8 protein-coding genes and 2 pseudogenes are annotated in these 18314 nt (G+C 70.5%); all 10 read left to right on the top strand.

The window, feature by feature from the left end:
- The first annotated feature begins 1171 nt into the window (after positions 1–1171).
- A complete protein-coding gene (locus tag AHOG_RS25160) occupies positions 1172–2425 on the top strand; it encodes an ROK family transcriptional regulator (protein ID WP_093943526.1) in 1254 nt (417 codons plus the stop codon).
- A gap of 134 nt (positions 2426–2559) precedes the next feature.
- Positions 2560–4047, top strand: coding sequence for a sugar ABC transporter ATP-binding protein (locus AHOG_RS25155; RefSeq protein WP_093944797.1), 1488 nt, complete (start codon positions 2560–2562; stop codon positions 4045–4047).
- A 125-nt stretch (positions 4048–4172) separates the two neighbouring features.
- Positions 4173–5123 carry an ABC transporter permease gene (locus tag AHOG_RS25150; RefSeq protein WP_169725954.1) on the top strand — a complete coding sequence of 317 codons (951 nt, stop codon included), beginning with the start codon at positions 4173–4175 and terminating at the stop codon, positions 5121–5123.
- Positions 5124–5251: 128 nt separating this feature from the next.
- A complete protein-coding gene (locus tag AHOG_RS25145) occupies positions 5252–6319 on the top strand; it encodes a substrate-binding domain-containing protein (protein ID WP_093943524.1) in 1068 nt (355 codons plus the stop codon).
- Between the two features lie 89 nt (positions 6320–6408).
- Positions 6409–7617 carry a Gfo/Idh/MocA family protein gene (locus AHOG_RS25140; RefSeq protein ID WP_093943523.1) on the top strand — a complete coding sequence of 403 codons (1209 nt, stop codon included), beginning with the start codon at positions 6409–6411 and terminating at the stop codon, positions 7615–7617.
- Complete coding sequence (gene xylA, locus AHOG_RS25135) at positions 7614–8795, top strand: xylose isomerase (protein ID WP_093943522.1); 1182 nt, start codon at positions 7614–7616, stop codon at positions 8793–8795. The genes AHOG_RS25140 and xylA overlap by 4 nt, the downstream gene beginning before the upstream one ends.
- A gap of 221 nt (positions 8796–9016) precedes the next feature.
- Complete coding sequence (locus AHOG_RS25130; RefSeq protein WP_245856435.1) at positions 9017–14104, top strand: ThuA domain-containing protein; 5088 nt, start codon at positions 9017–9019, stop codon at positions 14102–14104.
- Between the two features lie 181 nt (positions 14105–14285).
- Positions 14286–15431: pseudogene (locus AHOG_RS25125) on the top strand (inositol-3-phosphate synthase); the annotation flags it as partial.
- Between the two features lie 188 nt (positions 15432–15619).
- A complete protein-coding gene (locus AHOG_RS25120; protein ID WP_093943520.1) occupies positions 15620–16492 on the top strand; it encodes an SCO3242 family prenyltransferase in 873 nt (290 codons plus the stop codon).
- A gap of 82 nt (positions 16493–16574) precedes the next feature.
- A pseudogene (locus AHOG_RS30640) lies at positions 16575–18274 on the top strand (EboA domain-containing protein); the annotation flags it as partial.
- Positions 18275–18314: the final 40 nt, after the last annotated feature.

The raw sequence follows: 18314 nt of genomic DNA, 5'->3' as shown, positions 1-18314 counted from the left end.
CGTCGACGATCTTCGCTCCGAAGCTATCAGCCGGGGAGTAGCCGTTCGGGCACACTGGGAAGTCGGCCGACAAGATCACACAGCTGGCGCAATCCGTACGCCCGAACGGTTGGCAGGCGCCCGCTGTGGACGGCGCGGATCATCGAGCTGATGGCGTGTGTCGGACACGGCTGGGTGGCAGCGGCGGACGCGGATCGATCGCCCGAGGCCCCGAGGCGGCCCGTGCCCGATCGCCGCCCTCCTCCTCCGGTCGGGGCACGGCACGGGTGTCGGGCCGTGCGGGAGTCCCGTGCCGTTGACCGCATGTCGGTGCCGACGTCGTCACTCGTCTCCTCGTCACTCTGTGCTCAATCCGGCAGGCCCGCTTGAGCCTCGCTGTCTTCCTCAACGGGCCCCCGACTCGGCGAGGTCCGGTGCCCTGCCTGCATCCGCTCGATCCGGCCGGGATGCGCCGTCGTCGCGATCGTGAGCGAACGGGACGACGACAACAGTGGACGAATGCGCAGGTCAGCCGGGAGCGCTCACAGGACCTCGGCTCTGCCGGGGGCGGCGGCTCGTGTGTCCGGCACGACGAAGATCACTGTGTGGGGTGCCGTTCTCTGCACGGTCGAAGGCGGATTCGGGGACCGCAGCTGCTCGTTCCACCCGATTCGCGCAGTTCCAGGCCCGACGGTGTGAGCGGAGCTCCCACCGAGCACCCGCTTCTCGCGATCATGACTTGTCGCGGATCGGGCGGACGGGGCCGCTCGACCGCCCTCGCCGTGGCGGCCCATGGGGGCAGTGGCACGCGGGTCCTGCTTCGCCGTGCCGTGGGACGTCGAACGCGTCGAATGTCATCGAACGCGCCGCCGGATCCGCCCGCGCCGCGCCGCCGGTTAGAGGACCCCGATCGCGCTGCCGTGCCGCTGTCTGCGAAGCCGAAGTGATGGCCTGCCCCGACTGATCGACTTGGCCGGACCGGTCACTCGACGTGTCGGCAACCGGTTTCGGCTGGCGCACCGCCAAGCGACTTCAGGTCTCAACTGAGCATACTTTTGTTGGGATAGTTCACAAGTCTGCCTGGATGTGTTGCTCTGATCGAGTGGCTCGGCCAGAAGTTCCTGGTATTTCACCTTGACGAGTGAGCTGGGCCACCTTAGTTTGATGAACCACCCAACGAAGCGAGGTTCCGGTGCGAGGCAAGCAGGATCGCCCGGCCGATCAGGCCGGGCTGCGCAAGGCGAACCTTGCGCTGATCCTCGACCTGCTGCGTGGCCACGGGCAGCAGTCGCGCGCCCAGCTCGCCGGACTGAGTGGTTTGAGCAAGGCGACGGTGTCGAATCTCGTCTCCGAACTGGAGGTGCGCGACCTCGTCCGCCCCGCCGGGATCGTCGCGGGCAGGCAGGGCAGGCCCGGAATGCTCGTCGAGGTGCAGCCCAGGACGGTCTCGGGGATCGGCCTCGAGGTGAACGTCGACTACCTCGCCGCCACCGCGATCGACCTCACCGGCGAGGTCGTCTTCGAATGCCGGGTCCCCGGCGACGTGATCGCCCTCGGACCGGAACGACTGCTCGACCAGCTCGCCGAACTCGCCAGGAAGGTGCTGGCCGCCGTCGAGACCCAGGGCGCCTGGACGGCCGGGATCACCGTCGCGGTGCCCGGACTGATCGATCCCGCCACCGGAGTCGTCCAGCTCGCCCCCAACCTGCGCTGGCGCAAGGTGCCGATGGCCGACGGACTCGCGGGCAGGCTCGGCTACTCGCTGGCCCGGATCACCGTGGACAACGACGCGAACCTCTCCGCGCTGGCGGAGCAGACCTCCGGCAACGTCGTCGGCGTCACCGACCTGCTCTACCTCACCGGGGCCTCCGGCATCGGCGCCGGGATCATCGCCGACGGAGTCCCGCTGCGCGGCGCGTTCGGCTCGGCGGGCGAGGTCGGACACATGGCGATGGACCCGATGGGTCCCTACTGCTCCTGCGGCTCGCGTGGCTGCTGGGAGACGCAGGTCGGGCTGATCGCCCTGCTCCGCGCCGTCTCCACCCACGAGGACCCGGTGCGCGATCCCGCGCTGGACCTCGAACAACGACTGACGATCATCCGAGCGCGTGCCGAGCGTGGCGACCGCCGCACCCTCGACGCGCTGCAGCAGATCGGCTCGGCACTGGGCATCGGCATCTCGATCCTGGTCAACGTGCTGAACCCGGCGGCGGTGGTGTTGGGCGGCTACTTCGCGACCCTCCAGGAATGGCTGGTCGAACCCGCTCGCCGCGAGGTCGCCGCCCGGGTGCTCGGCCCCGACGCCGCAGGCGCCCGGCTGGTGCCCTCCAGCCTCGCGTTCAACGCGGCCAGTCGCGGCGGTGCCTACGCCGCGATGCGGCGAGTACTCGACGACCCCACCCTGGCTCCGGTCCAGACAGCGGAAGCGACGGAGGCTCCGGCATGACAGACAAGGACTCCACGACGGAGTCGACCCCGACGGGGCCGGACGCCGCGGGGTTCGACTCCCCGGGACACGGCGCCTTAGGCCCGGACTCGGCGGCCGAGTCCCCCGGCGACGCGGCCGAGGTGCTGCTGGAGATGTCCGGCATCGTCAAGACCTTCCCCGGCGTGCGTGCGCTGGACGGCGTCGATCTGGGCGTCCGAGCAGGCGAGGTGCACTGTCTGCTCGGCCAGAACGGCGCCGGGAAGTCCACGCTGATCAAGACGCTCGCCGGCGCCCACCAGCCCGACGAGGGCGAGATCCGCTGGCGTGGCGAGGTCACCCGCCTCACCTCCCCGGTCGCCGCCCTGCGGCTCGGCGTGGCGACCATGTACCAGGAGCTGGACCTGGTGCCCGGCCTGTCGGTGGCGGAGAACATCTTCCTCGGCCACGAGCTCGCCACGGCGGGCTTCACCCGCAGACGTGCCGCGAACAAGGCCGCCGCCGAGCTGATGCGCAGGCTCGGTCACCCGGAGATCCGCCCCGGCCGCGAGGTCGGCGGGCTCTCCGCCGCGGGACAACAGCTGGTCTCGATGGCCAGGGCGCTCGCCCACAACGCCCGGCTGATCGTCATGGACGAGCCGACCGCCGCGTTGGCCGCCGACGAGGTGGACAACCTGTTCCGCATCGTCGAGGAGCTGACCGCCGACGGGGTCGCCGTCGTCTACATCTCCCACCGCATGGAGGAGATCCGCCGGATCGGGGATCGGGTCACCGTCCTCAAGGACGGCCGCACCGTCGCGCGGGACCTCGACGCGCAGGGCGCCTCCACCTCCGAGCTGGTCGCCCTGATGACCGGCAAGGAGTGGGACGCCGCGTTCCCGAGCCGCGCCGAACACGTCGACCCGAACGCCGCCGAGGTGCTGCGGGTGGAGAACCTCAGCCGCGCGGGCGAGTTCGAGCCCATCGACTTCGTCGTCCGGGAGGGCGAGGTGCTCGGCCTGGCAGGCCTCGTCGGCGCGGGCCGCAGCGAGATCCTGGAGACCATCGCCGGAGCCAGGAAGCCGACCACCGGACACGTCACGGTGGACGGCCGCAGACTGCGGCCGGGCAGCGTGCCCTCGGCGGTGTCGGCGGGCATCGGCCTGGCGCCGGAGGAACGCAAGAGTCAGGCGCTGCTGCTCGACATGTCGGTGGCACACAACGTGACGCTGGCCAGCCTCGGTCGGTACAGCAGGTTCGGATTCTCCGAGCGGGCCAGGGAACTGACCGACTCCGAGGAGAAGCTGAAGGAACTGGATCTGCGGCCCGCCGACCCGCGTCGCATGATCCGCACCCTGTCCGGTGGCAACCAGCAGAAGGCCGTCGTCGCGCGGTGGCTGGTGCACGGCACGCGAGTGCTGCTGCTGGACGAGCCCACCAGGGGTGTCGACGTGGGAGCCCGTGCCGAGCTGTATCGGCTCATTCGTGAACTGGCCGCCAGCGGTGTCGCTGTGGTCCTGGTCTCCAGCGAGGTGCCGGAGGTTCTCGGGCTCGCCGATCGGGTGCTGGTGCTCCGCGAGGGGCATCTGGTGCGCGAGGCGGCGGCCGGAGAGCTGACCGAGGCCGACGTACTGGACATGGTGATGGAAGGGAGTGCAGCGTGACCGACAAGTCGAACTCGGTCCTCGGCTCCGACGACAAGACTACGGACGACTCTACGAAGACCGGCTCGGGGCAGGCGCCTTCGACGGAGTCGTCCGTACCGCAGCCCACCGCCCGTTTCGCCGCCATGGGCGGTGGGCTGCGACCAGACGTGCGCATCCTGGGCCTGCTCGCGGTGCTGATCCTGCTGTGCGTGGTCGGCTACCTGACCTCCGACGGCCTCTTCCTCACCGAGGGCAACATCTCGACGGTGCTGCGGCTCTCCGCCGCCATCGGCGTGGTCTCCATCGGCATGACCTTCGTCATCGCCACCGGCGGCATCGACCTCTCGGTCGGCTCGATGGTGGCGTTGTCGAGCGTGTGGATGACGACCGTGGCCACGCAGTCCTTCGGCTTCGGGATGATGGTGGTCTGCGGCCTGGTCGTCGGACTCGCCGCCGGACTCGTCAACGGGCTCCTGGTCTCCTACGGCAAGGTCGTGCCCTTCATCGCGACGCTGGCGATGATGGCCTCCGCACGAGGACTCGCCGAGCGGATCAGCGGCAGGCAGACCCAGGTCGTCACCGACCAGGACTTCCTGAGCTTCTTCCGAGGCGACTTCCTCGGCGTCCCCGTGCTCATCTGGATCCTCGCCGTGGTCTTCGCGATCGGCTGGGTGCTGCTCAACCGCACCACCTTCGGCAGGCGGACCCTCGCCGTCGGCGGCAACCCCGAGGCCTCCCGGCTGGCGGGCATCAACGTGAAGCGGCACCTCGCGATGGTCTACGGCCTCGCCGGACTGTGCTGCGGCATCGCCGCGATCATGGTCGTCGCCAGGACCACCTCGGGCGCGGCGAGCAACGGCCTGCTCTACGAACTCGACGCCATCGCGGCCGTGGTCATCGGCGGCACCCTGCTCAGCGGCGGCCGCGCCTCGATGTTCGGCACGCTGATCGGCGTCCTCATCTTCACGGTGCTCGGCAACATCTTCACGCTGAACAACCTGGAGACCGACATCCAGAACATCGCCAAGGGCGTGATCATCGTGATCGCGGTCCTGCTCCAGTACCGCACCGCCAACACCAACCGGACCACTTAGCGGCGGACGCCGGGCTTCCCGCGCCCGGCACCGCCACGTGAGCCGCGGTCGGCGGGGCATCCCCTGCACCACCGACCGCCCGCACTTGCCGGCCACACAGTCCCGTCGACACGTTCAATGGAGAACACATGTCCGAGAACCCGCTGTTCGCCCGCCGTCGGTTCCTGTTGGGCGGCACCGCCATCGGCGCAGGAGTCCTGCTCAGCGCCTGCACCTCCAACGCCACCCCGGACAGCGACAGAACGCAGCCGGTCGCGCAGGGCGGCGGTGACAACGCGGAGCCGGGCGAGGAGGTCACCATCGGCTTCTCCGCGCCTGCCGCCGACCACGGCTGGATGGCCGCGATGACGCGGAACGCCCAGGCCCAGGCCGACATCTACTCCGACGTCGTCTTCCAGGCCACGGAGGGAACCAACGACGTCAACCAGCAGATCGCCCAGGTCGAGACGTTGATCAACTCCGGGGTGGGCGTGCTGATCATCCTCCCGCACGACGGCGCCGCGCTCACCTCCGCGGGCCAGCAGGCGATGGACGCGGGCATCCCGGTCATCAACGTCGACCGGGTCTTCGACAGCCCGCTGGCCTACCGCATGTGGATCGGCGGCGACAACTACCGGATGGGCGTCAACGCGGGCAACTACATCGGCGAGCGGCTGATCGCCGAGGGGGTCGACGACCCGGTGATCGCCGAGGTCGCGGGCATCGACTCGCTGCCGCTGACCCAGGAGCGCAGTCAGGGCTTCGCCGACGCGCTGGAGCGGCACGGCTTCACGGTCAGCAACCGGGTCTCCGCGGAGTTCACCGTCGAGACCGGCGAGTCGGAGACGGCCAACCTGCTTCAGGCGGCGCCGAGGATCGACGCGCTGTGGAACCACGACGACGACCAGGGCATCGGCGTGCTCGCGGCCATCGACAGCGCGGGCCGCAACAACCCCGACGAGCTGTTCGTCGTCGGCGGCGCCGGTTCGATCAACATGATGAACTACATCGAGGACCCGGAGAGCGTGGTCGCCGCGACCGTCCTCTACAGCCCCTCGATGTGTTCCTCGGCGGTGTCCATGGCCCGGCTGCTCGGCCAGGCCAAGGGCATGGGCGATCTCGCCGAACACGAGATCCCCGCCTCGCTGACCACCTACTCCGCCGTGGTCACCGCGGACAACGTGGCCGACTACCGCGACGTGGGCTTCGAGTCCTGATCAACCGTACGGCGAGGGCACCTAAGGTCGGGCCTGCCTGCCCGCCGTCCTCGCCGTGCCGACACGCATCGAGAAGGTGAGGAACGCGCATGGCAGGCAGCGACGGCATCGGCGTGGGAATGGTGGGCTACTCCTTCATGGGGGCGGTCCACTCCCAGGCCTGGCGGAGCGTGCATCGTTTCTTCGACGTCCCGCTCGCCCCGAGACTCGCGGTGCTCGGCGGCCGGGACGTGACCAAGACGCAGGCGGCGGCCACCCGGATGGGCTGGGACTCGATCGAGACCGACTGGCGGGCGCTGATCGCCCGCGACGACGTCGGGATCGTCGACATCTGCACGCCGGGTGACACCCACGCCGAGATCGCCATCGCGGCGCTGGCAGCGGGCAAACACGTCATCTGCGAGAAGCCGCTGGCCAACACGGTCGCCGAGGCCGAGGAGATGACGCGGGCGGCCGCCGAGGCCGCGACCAGGGGCGTGCGCTCCATGGTGGCGTTCAACTACCGCCGGGTGCCCGCGCTCGCGCTGGCCAGGAAGATGATCGCCGACGGGCGGCTGGGGACCATCCGCCACGTTCGCGCCGTGTACCTCCAGGACTGGCTGTCCGACGAGAACGCCCCGCTGGCCTGGCGCCTGCGTAAGGAGAAGGCGGGCTCGGGGGCGCTGGGCGACATCGGCGCGCACATCATCGACGCCACCCAGTTCATCACCGGACAGGCGATCACCGGTGTCTCCGCGCTCACCGAGACCTTCGTGAAGCAGCGGCCGCTGCCCGCGGAGGCGGCGGGCGGGCTGACCGCGGGCGCCGTCGACTCCTCGAAGCCGGTGGAGTACGGCGAGGTGACCGTCGACGACGCCGCGCTGTTCCTCGCGCGGTTCTCCGGCGGGGCGGTCGCCACCTTCGAGGCGACCCGCTTCGCGACCGGCCGCAAGAACGCGATGCGGGTGGAGGTCAACGGCTCGGCGGGCAGCCTGTCCTTCGACTTCGAGTCGATGAACGAGCTGTGGTTCCACGACGAGACGGTGGACGCCGCCGAGGGCGGCTTCCGACGCATCGTGGTCACCGAGCCCACCCACCCGTACCTCGGGGCGTGGTGGCCGCCCGGACACGGCCTCGGCTACGAGCACACCTTCACCCACGAGGTGGCCGACTTCCTGACCGACATCGGCAACGGGGTGGACCCGTCGCCGAGTTTCGCCGACGGTGCTCAGGTACAGCGTGTGCTGCACGCTGTCGAGCGCAGTGCGGCCGAATCCTCCTCCTGGACGACGATCGCCGATTCGAAGGGTGACGCATGACGACGTCAGCAGCTGTGACCGACCCCTATCAGCCGCGCCCGGAGCACAAGTTCAGCTTCGGCCTGTGGACCATCGGCTGGCAGGGCGTCGACCCGTTCGGCGTGGCCGTCCGACCGCCGCTGGACCCGGTGCGCGCCGTCGAGAAGCTGGCCGAGCTGGGCGCGTGGGGCATCACCTTCCACGACGACGATCTGATTCCCTTCGGCTCCAGCGAGAACGAGCGGGACAAGATCATCGCCGCGTTCAAGGGCGCGTTGTCCGCCACCGGGCTGGTCGTCCCGATGGCGACGACGAACCTGTTCGGCCAGCCGGTGTTCAAGGACGGCGCGCTGACCGCGAACGACCGCGACATCCGCCGCTACGCGCTGCGCAAGATGCTGCGCAACATCGACCTGGCCGCCGAACTGGGCGCGAGCACCTACGTCGTCTGGGGCGGTCGGGAGGGCGCCGAATCGGCCGCCGCCAAGGACATCCGCGTGGCCCTGGACCGCTACAAGGAATCCCTCGACCTGGTGTGCGCCTACATCAGGGAGCGCGGCTACTCGATGCGGCTGGCCTTGGAGCCCAAGCCGAACGAGCCGCGCGGTGACCTGCTGCTGCCGACCATCGGCCACGCCATCGCGTTCATCGGCACCCTCGAGCACCCCGAGATGGTGGGGGTGAATCCCGAGGTCGGGCACGAGCAGATGGCCGGGATGTCGATGGTCCACGGCGTCGCACAGGCCCTGTGGCAGGACAAGCTCTTCCACATCGACCTCAACGGACAGAACGGCCCGAGGTACGACCAGGATCTGCGCTTCGGCAATGGCGACGTGAAAAGCGCGTTCTTCCTCGTGGATCTGCTCGAACACGGCGGATACACCGGGCCGAGGCATTTCGACTTCAAGCCGCCGCGCACCGAGGACGACGAGGGAGTCTGGGTCTCGGCGGCAGGCTGTATGCGCAATTACCTGATCCTGGCGGAGCGGGCCAGGGCGTTCCGGGCGGACCCCGAGGTGGCCGAGGCGATGAGCGCCTCGCGGCTCGGCTCGCTCGCCGTCCCCACCCTCGCGCCTGGTGAGACTCTGTCCGACCTTCGTGATGAGGAGTTCGACCCGGTCGAGGCCGGGCAGCGCGGACTGCATTACGAGCGGCTCGACCAATTGGCCTTGGAACACCTGTTCGGCGCCCGAGGATAAGGCGCTCGACGGCGTTTCCGCGATGAAGGGAAAAGCCTGCCTCGGTGGCGGCCGAGGCAGGCTGTTTCACGGTCGTCATTCAGAAGGAGGCACCAGCCGCTAGCGACAGCCCCAACTCGTCGGCCGCGACCTGACGGTCGGAGAACCGACGAGATCCGGTGACAACAAGGAGAAAAGTACCAGTGCAACGAAGCAGACTGGAAAGCAACTCCGAAAGACATGTGTTAAGCCAGAGACCACGCACGCACACCGGGCGGCGTGGCAGGCTGGCGCGGCGGGCGGGAATCGTCACACTCTCCCTGCTGACCGCGTTGGGAGTGAGCGGCACCGCGTCCGCCCTTCCGACCTCGGGACTGGGCGCACGACCCGACGCCTCCGACCGACAGAGCCGACTCGACCCGATCACGCATGCGCCCGAGTTCGCGCATGAGGGACACGGCCCCGGCCATGGCGGCACGCCTCCGGGCCACGGCGGCACACCCCCAGGCCACGGCGGAACGCCGCCCGGGCTCGGGGACCCGCCGGATCACGGATCGGACGAGGAGTTCGACGCCCTGGTCTTCTCCAAGACCGCGGGCTTCCGTCACGACTCGATCCCGGCGGGCATCGCCGCGATCGAGCAGCTCGGCGAGGAGAACGGCTTCACCGTCACCGCGACGGAGGACGCAGGCGCGTTCACCGATGACAACCTCGCCCAGTACGAGGTCGTCGTCTGGCTGTCCACCACCGGCGACGTGCTGAACGACGAGCAGCAGGGCGCCTTCGAACGCTACATCCAGGGCGGCGGCGGCTACGCGGGCGTCCACGCGGCCTCGGACACCGAGTACGGCTGGCCCTGGTACGGCGACCTGGTGGGCGCCTACTTCGACTCCCACCCGCACATCCAAGAGGCCACGGTCACCGTCGAGGACCATGACCACCCGTCCAGCGCGCATCTGCCGGACGAGTGGGTGCGCACCGACGAGTGGTACAACTACCAGGAGAATCCTCGTGAGGACGTCCACGTCCTCGCCTCGTTGGACGAGTCGTCCTACGACCCCGGATCCGGCGCGATGGGCGATCACCCGATCGCCTGGTGCCACGAGTTCGACGGCGGCCGGTCCTGGTACACCGGCGGCGGCCACACCATCGAGTCGTTCTCGGAGCCGGAGTTCCTTCAGCACCTCGCGGGCGGCATCCAGAGCGCGGCGGGCGCGGTGGACGCGAACTGCGGCGGCGACCACGGCGGGCACGAGCCCGACCCCGAGGCCCCGGTCGACGAGGACTTCGACCAGATCACCCTGGCCAAGGGTGACGGCGTCACCGGCGAGCCGATGGGGCTCGCGGTGCTGCCCGACCGGCGGGTGCTGCACACCTCTCGGCACGGCGAGATCTTCCTGACGACTCCGGAGGCCACCACCACGTTGGCAGGTCGGCTCCCCGTCTACAACCACGACGAGGACGGTCTCCAGGGCGTCGCGATCGACCCCGACTTCGAAGAGAACCAGTGGGTGTACCTGTACTACGCACCGGTTCTGGACACTCCGGCCGGTGACGCACCGACGACGGGTACTGCTGAGGACTTCGCAGCGTTCGAGGGCCATAATCAACTATCTAGGTTCAAACTTCTCGATGACGGCACGCTGGACATCGAGAGCGAGCAGGAGATTCTCCAGGTCGCGGCGGACCGAGGCATCTGCTGCCACGCGGGTGGTGAGATCGACTTCGACAGCCAGGGCAACCTGCTGCTGTCCACCGGCGACGACACCAACCCGTTCGAGTCTTCCAACTACACGCCGATCGACGAGCGGGCCGACCGCAACCCGGCGTTCGACGCGCAGCGCAGCTCCGCCAACACCAACGACCTGCGGGGCAAGGTCCTGCGGATCACGGTGCAGGAGGACGGCTCGTACACCATCCCGGAGGGCAACCTCTTCCCGGAGGGCACCGAGCAGACCCGTCCAGAGATCTACGCGATGGGCCTGCGCAACCCGTTCCGCTTCGCCGTGGACCCGGTCACCGACTGGATCTACCTCGGCGACTACGGCCCGGATGCAGGCTCGGCCGACCCGAACCGAGGCCCGGCGGGCATAGTCGAATTCAATCTGATCACCGGGCCGAGCAACCTCGGCTGGCCCTACTGTGTCGGCGACAACGAGCCGTTCATCGACTACGACTTCGCCTCCGGCACCTCCGGCGAGGCCTTCGACTGCGCGGCGCCACAGAACACCAGCCCGAACAACACCGGACTTGTCGATCTGCCGCCCGCACAGCCTGCGTGGATCCCCTACGACGGCGGCTCGGTTCCGGAGTTCGGCAACGGGGGCGAGTCCCCGATGGGCGGCCCGGTCTACCGGTTCGACCCCGAGCTGGACGTCGACACGAAATTCCCGGAGTACTACGACGGCAAGAACTTCGCCTACGAGTGGGACCGGGGCTGGATCAAGACCATCGACGTCGGTGAGAACGGAGAGCCCGGCGCGATCGCCCCGTTCTTCGACTCGATGGAACTGACCAGGCCGATGAACATCGAGTTCGGCCCGGACGGATCGCTGTACGTGCTGGACTACGGCAGCGGCTACTTCGGCGGGGCCCCGGACTCGGCGGTCTATCGGATCGACTACACCCAGGGCGGCCGGACACCGAGCGTCCAGCTGTCGGCCGACGTCACCAGCGGTCCGACTCCGCTCACCGTGGAGTTCGACCCGACCGGCACCGTCGACCCGGACGGTCAGGAACTCACCTATGAGTGGGACTTCGACGGCGACGGCACGGTGGACTCCACCGAGGCGGGTCCGGTGAGCCACACCTATACGGAGACCGGACAGTTCCAGGCCCGACTGGCGGTGACCGACACCGACGGCTTGACCGGCGCTGCGACGGTGACCATCACGGCGGGCAACACGGCGCCGATCGTAGAGCTGGAGTACCCGGTCGACGGCGGTGTCTTCGCCTTCGGCGGCCAGGTTCCCTTCAAGGTGACGGTGACCGACCCGGAGGACAGCGCGGCCGGCGGGATCGACTGCTCGCGCGTCGTCGTCGAGTACATCCTCGGCCACGACAACCACGGCCACCCGATCAGCCGGGAGACCGGCTGTGAGGGCACCATCACCACCGCCGCCGACGACGGACACGGTGCCGACGCCAACATCTTCGGCGTCATCGACGCCAGTTACGTGGACGGTGGCGCGGAGGGTGCCCCCGCGTTGGGGGCCTCCGACCAGAACATCCTCCACACGAAGTCGAAGGAGGCGGAGTTCTTCCACAACAGCGAGGGCGTCAGCATCATCGACACCCACGCGGGCTCCTCGGGCGGCCGTCAGGTCGGCAACATCGAGAACGGTGACTGGATCTCCCTCGACCCGGTGAACCTGCACGGTGTCGACGGCATCGGCTACCGGGTGTCCTCCGACGGGGCGGGCGGGTCCATCGAGGTCCGTTCCGGCGCGCCGGACGGCGAGCTGCTCCAGACCGTCGAGGTCGCCAACACCGGCGGCTGGAACGAGCACGTCGAGATCGAGCCGACGCCGGTCACCGATCCCGGCGGCTCGCAGGAGCTGTTCTTCGTGTTCGTCGGCGGCGAGGGCGCCCTGTTCGACCTGGACGTCATCCGCTTCGACGGCCCCGGCGTGACCGAGCCGGGCGGCACCGAGCCCGGCGAGCCGGGCTGCGAGCCGACCACCCCCGAGGAGGGCTACCGCAGCCTCTTCGACGGCACGCAGGCCTCCCTCGACGGCTGGAACCAGGCCGGACCGGGTGAGTTCGTCCTTCAGGACGACTGCTCCATCCTCTCCACCGGTGGCATGGGTCTGCTGTGGCACGGCGAGGAGCTGGGCTCCTACAGCTTCAAGGCCGACTGGAAGATGGCGGGCGACGACAACTCGGGTGTCTTCGTCGGATTCCCCGACCCCGGTGACGACCCGTGGGTGGCCGTCAACGAGGGTTACGAGATCCAGATCGACGCCACGGACGTCGACGACCGCACCACCGGGGCGATCTACACGTTCCAGGGCGCCGACCTCGAGGCCCGCGACGCCGCGCTCAACCCGCCCGGCGAGTGGAACTCCTACGAGATCGTGGTCGAGGGCCAGACCATCAAGGTCTACCTCAACGACGTGCTGATCAACGACTTCCTCAGCACGGACGCCAATCGCGATCTCACCAGCGGTTTCGTCGGCATCCAGAACCACGGCGACGGCGACGACGTCTACTTCCGCGACATCCAGGTCGCCGACATCGTGGACGAGACCGCCCCCGTCACCACCCTGAGCACCGACCCGGCCGAGGCCGACGGTGCCGAGGGCTGGTTCACCTCCACGCCCCTGTCGGTCAGCCTGTCGGCCGACGACGAGGGCAGCGGCGTGGCGAGCACGGAGTACCGGATCGACGACGGCGAGTGGACCGAGTACTCGGAGCCGTTCGCGGTGGCCGGGGACGGCACCCACACGGTGGAGTACCGCTCCACCGACGTCGCGGGCAACGTGGAGGACACGCAGTCCGTCGAGCTGCGGATCGACGCGACCGAGCCGCTGACCGAGGCGGCCTTGGCCGCGCCGAACGACAACGGCTGGCATGCGGGCGACGTCGCCGTCGAGCTGTCCGCGTCCGATGAGGCCTCCGGTGTCGCCAGGATCGAGTGGAGCCTGAACGGCGGCGACTGGACGGAGTACGACTCGGCCGTGGAGATCAGCGGCGACGGTGAGCACACGCTGCTCTACCGGGCCGTCGACACGGCGGGCAACGTCGAGGCGGAGAAGGCGGCCACCGTGCTGCTGGACGCGACCGCTCCGACGCTGCTGCTGGCCGGGGTGGCCGACGGCCGGGTCTACGGCGACGCCACCGACCTGTTCGTGTCCTGGGAGGTCCACGACTCGACCTCCGGGGTGGACTCGGTCATCGGCACGCTGAACGGCGAGGAGATCCGCTCCGGCAGGCTCGTCCCGCTGTACCAGCTGCCGTTCGGCACTCACGAGATCGCCGTGCACGCCGTCGACCGGGCGGGCAACACGGCCGAGCAGTCGGTCACGTTCGCCACCACCACCTCGCTGCGTGACATCGGTCAGCTCGTCGACCGGTTCCGCGCCACCAACCGGCTGTCCCTCACCGCGCATCGGGACCTGACCGAGCAGCTCGTCGCTGCCCGGCTGGCCGAGGCGACCGGGGACGACTGGGGCGCCATCGAGGGCCTGCGGTCCTTCGCCGCACTGGCCGAGGACACGGCGCTGGTCAGCGACGCCGAGGTCCGCACCGTGCTGGTCCGTGACGCCGAAGCCGTGATCGCCTCGATCGAGGGTGTCGCGGTGCTGGCGAAGTCGGTCAACGCCGAGTGAGGATCGGCCGGCTCACCGCAGGTCCACTCTGCTGTGAGCCGGCGCACAGTTCGCTGTCGGACAGGGCGCGTCCCGGGGTCTCCTCGGGACGTGCCCGCCCGGCGGCGGTCCGACCCGCGGCCCGACGGCGGGGCAGGTGAGGGGAAGAAAGGCGGCACACGACATGAACAGTCCCCATGGTGTGGGTCCGACGGGTCTCTGGCTGGTCGGTGCCCGAGGATCGGTGGCCACGACGGTGATCAGCGGCCTGCTCGCCCTGCGCGCGGGCCTGATCGAGCCGATCGGCTGCGTCACGGAACGAGCCCCCTTCGACACCGCCCCGCTGCCGGCCTGGGACGAACTGGTGATCGGCGGTCACGACATCGTCGACACCGCGCTGGACAAGCGCGCCGAACAACTCAGCGCCGCAGGCCTCGTCCCGGCCGTGGTGCTGCGCGGCATCGCAGAGGGGCTGCGTGCCGTCGACTCCGACATCCGCTGCGGCTACCACCCCACGCTGCACACCGGTTCGCAGGCCGAGGCGGCCGAGACGCTCATCGGTGATCTGACGTCCTTCCGGAAGCGGCACGGCCTACGCCGGGTGGTCGTCGTCAACCTGGCCTCGACCGAGCCGCCGGTGCCGCTCGTCGCGGATCATCAGGACCTCGCCTCCTTGGAGACGGCGCTGGCCGACCCGACGCGGACGGTCCTGCCGCCCAGTTCGCTGGCCGCGTACGCCGCGCTGCGCGCGGGCTGCCCCTATGTCGACTTCACTCCCTCCACCGGGGTCACGCTGCCCGCGCTGCGTGAACTGGCCGATCTCCAGGGACTGCCGTACGCCGGACGCGACGGCAAGACCGGCGAGACGCTGCTGCGCACCGTCCTCGCCCCGATGTTCACCGCCAGAGCACTGAAGGTCCGGTCCTGGGCGGGCACCAACCTGTTGGGCGGCGGCGACGGCGCCACTCTCGGCGATCCCGAGTTCGCCGCCAGCAAACTGGAGTCCAAGGCGCGCGGACTCGAGGCGCTTCTCGGCTCGGAGGTCACCGCGCCGCTGCACATCGACAACGTGCCGGACATGGGCGACGTCAAGACGGCCTGGGACCACGTCTCCTTCGAAGGCTTCCTCGGCGCCAGGATGACGCTTCAGTTCACCTGGACCGGCTACGACTCCTCGCTCGCCGCGCCGCTGGTGCTCGACCTGGCGCGCCTGACCTCGGCCGCCCACGCGGCAGGCCGGACCGGACCGCTCGGCGCGCTGGCCTTCTTCTTCAAGGACCCGCTCGGCAGCGACGAGCACCGGTTCGCCGAACAGGCCTGGGAACTGGCGCACTGGATCGACGGGCTCGGGGCGAGTCTGGCCGTCACCGGCGATCCCGCCGATTCCGCCGCCGTGCCCGCCGCTTCGGTGCCCGCCGCCGGAGAACCCGACTCGACAGATCCAGACTCGGCAGATTCAGGCTCGACAGATTCAGGCTCGGCAGGCCCAGACTCGGCAGGTCCCGACGCCGGGCGCGCCGAGGCCGGAGCGCCGGAATGACCGCCGCGGACCGGGCCAGGACCCTCGTCGAGCTGGTCCGGGCTCCCGCCGGCCTGTCCGTCCTCGGCGACACCCTCGCGGGCGCGGCGGCATCCGGGACGCCGCTGCGTGGTCGACGACTGCTGCTGCCGCTGGCGTCGGTCGCCCTGTACTGGTCGGGGATGGCGCTCAACGACTGGGCGGATCGCGAACTGGACGCCGAGGAACGGCCGGAACGTCCGATCCCGTCCGGCCGCATCTCCCCCGAGGGCGCGCTCGCCGTCGCGGCGGGGCTGGCAGGCGCGGGAATCGGCCTGTCCGCCTTGGCGGGCGGCCGGGACAGCGCGCGGGTCGCGGTCGCCCTCTCCGGGGCGATCTGGGCCTACGACACCGTGCTCAAGCCCACCGCCGCCGCGCCGCTGGGCATGGCCCTGTGCCGGGGACTCGACGTCCTGCTCGGCGCCGACCCCCGCAACGTCCGCGGCGCGCTGCCCGCGGCGGGCGCCATGGCCTGTCACGCCGCGGGGATCACCGCGTTGTCCGCGGGCGAGGTCCACGGCGGCTCGGCGACCACCGCGAAGGCGGCCCTGGCCGCCACCGGTGTCGCCGCCTCGGCCACGGTCCTCGGCCCGGCCCGATCGCCGCTGCACCGGCTCCTCGGCGCCGCCGCGGGCGTCGGCTACGGACGCCTCGTCGGTCGGGCCCAGCTCGCCGCCGCGCGGACGCCGTCGGCGGAACGGGTGCGTGCCGCCACCGTCGCGGGCATCCACGGGATGGTGCCGCTCCAGGCGGGCATCGCGGCGCGGCGCGGCGCGGCCAAGGCCGCCGCGTTGATCGTCGGAGTGCTGCCCGCCGCGCGGGCGCTGGCCCGCAAGGTGAGCCCCACATGACGGCGGCCGTGCGCACCGGTCCGCGACCGATCGGCGGCGCCGCCGCGTCTCTCGGCTCGACCACCGGGGGAGGACTGCCGGAATGACCGAATCGACGTCCTCGGCCGCCCCCGACTCGGGGCGGCCCGGGACCGGCTTCGACCTCGGCTACGGCACCAACGGCTTCGCCAACCATCGGCTGTTCGACGCGCTGGCCGTGATCGCGGACCTGGGCTACACCGGGGTAGCCCTGACCCTCGACCACGCCCATCTCGACCCCTTCGCGGCCGACGTGCGAGAACAGACCGATCGGGTGGCGGCGCGGCTGGCCGAGCTGGGACTGCGGGTGGTCGTGGAGACCGGCGCGCGTTACCTGCTCGATCCGACGCGCAAACACCATCCGACGCTGGTCTGCGACGACCAGGCCCCGAGGATCGACTTCCTCACCAGGGCGCTGCGCGTGGCCGCCGATCTCGGCGCAGACTGCGTCTCCTGCTGGTCGGGCGTCGACGAGGACGACAGCGGTGCCGAGGTGACCTGGCGACGGCTTCGGGCCGGGCTCGAACCGGTGCTGGCCGAGGCCGACCGGCTCGGCGTGCCGCTGGGTCTGGAGCCGGAGCCCGGCCACGTGATCGAGCGTCTCGATCAGGCCCTCGCGTTGCGGGCGGATCTCGGCGAGCCCGACTCGCTGCGCCTCACGCTCGACGTCGGACACTGCGTGGCCGTGGAACCGGTCGACGCCGCCGAGTGCGTCCGACGCGCGGGCGATCTGCTGGTGAACGTGCAGCTCGACGACATGATGCCGGGCGTGCACGAGCATCTGGAGTTCGGCGAGGGCCGACTCGACCTGGCCGCGACGCTGGCCGCCCTGCACGAGGTCGGCTACCGCGGCCTGGCGGCCGTCGAGCTGCCGAGACACAGTCATGCCGCGCCCGCCGTCGCCCGACGTTCCCTGGCCGCGCTGCGGGCGGCGCTGCCCGACGGCCGACGAGGCGGCTCGGCACCGCCCGCCGGGGTGTCTTCCGCACGGCCCGCCGGGGTGTCTTCCGCGCGGCCCGCCGCGGTCCCTCCACTCTCGACCGGGCCGAGCGTCGTCGCCTCGGCCCGGTCGAGCGCCACCGCCCCGGCGGACTCGGCGTCCCACCAGACCACGCACCGTCGGAGTTCGGGAGGCAGCAGGTGACCGAGCGGCAGAACCCTTCGCAGTCGCCGTGGGAGGCCGAGGCCGCCCGGCGGATCACCGCCGACCCGGCGGCGATCCGAACGCTGTTCCCCGCCGTGGGGCGCGAGGTCGGTCGGGAGGTGCTCCAGCCGGACACCGACCCGCAGGGGATGGTGCACGGCACCCGCGACGACCTGACCCGCGTGATGCTGCTCGGCGTCCTGGCCTCGGTCTGCTCCCCGACGCAGGTCGCGACCGAGATCGCCGATCTCTACCGCTACGGCGACGACGCCGAACGCCGTGGCGTCCTGCGTGGCCTGGACGTCGTCACGGCGGCGCAGGAACCCGGCGAGGGGCTCGACCGGCTCGTCGACGCCGCGCTGATCCTGGTCCGGGACGCCCTGCGGGCCAACGACGTCCGGCTGGTCGCCGCCGCGATGGGACCCTTCGCCGGGAGTCGTCTCGACGCGCACAGCTGGCGACACGGCGTGCTGAAGTGTGTGTTCACCGGCGTGCCCCTGGCCGCGGTCGCCAGGCTGGCGGAGCGGGCCGATCCCGAGCTGCTGCGGATGGTCGAGGACTTCGCCGCCGAGCGTCGCGCGGCGGGTCGCGAGGTGCCCGCCGACGCGCTGGAGCTGCTCGGCCGGGTCGCGAGGAACGGCACGGGCGCCGCCGAGGCCG

It is taken from the genome of Actinoalloteichus hoggarensis, assembly GCF_002234535.1.
GTDB classification, from domain to species: domain Bacteria; phylum Actinomycetota; class Actinomycetes; order Mycobacteriales; family Pseudonocardiaceae; genus Actinoalloteichus_A; species Actinoalloteichus_A hoggarensis.
This window is presented reverse-complemented; position numbering and strand designations above follow the sequence as displayed.

Excerpts from the sequence above, each read along its gene's own strand:
- AHOG_RS25155 (WP_093944797.1), top strand. The coding sequence starts at position 2,560 with ATGTCCGGCATCGTCAAGACCTTCCCCGGCGTGCGTGCGCTGGACGGC.
- AHOG_RS25150 (WP_169725954.1), top strand. The coding sequence starts at position 4,173 with ATGGGCGGTGGGCTGCGACCAGACGTGCGCATCCTGGGCCTGCTCGCG.
- AHOG_RS25145 (WP_093943524.1), top strand. The coding sequence starts at position 5,252 with ATGTCCGAGAACCCGCTGTTCGCCCGCCGTCGGTTCCTGTTGGGCGGC.
- AHOG_RS25140 (WP_093943523.1), top strand. The coding sequence starts at position 6,409 with ATGGCAGGCAGCGACGGCATCGGCGTGGGAATGGTGGGCTACTCCTTC.
- xylA (WP_093943522.1), top strand. The coding sequence starts at position 7,614 with ATGACGACGTCAGCAGCTGTGACCGACCCCTATCAGCCGCGCCCGGAG.
- AHOG_RS25120 (WP_093943520.1), top strand. The coding sequence starts at position 15,620 with ATGACCGCCGCGGACCGGGCCAGGACCCTCGTCGAGCTGGTCCGGGCT.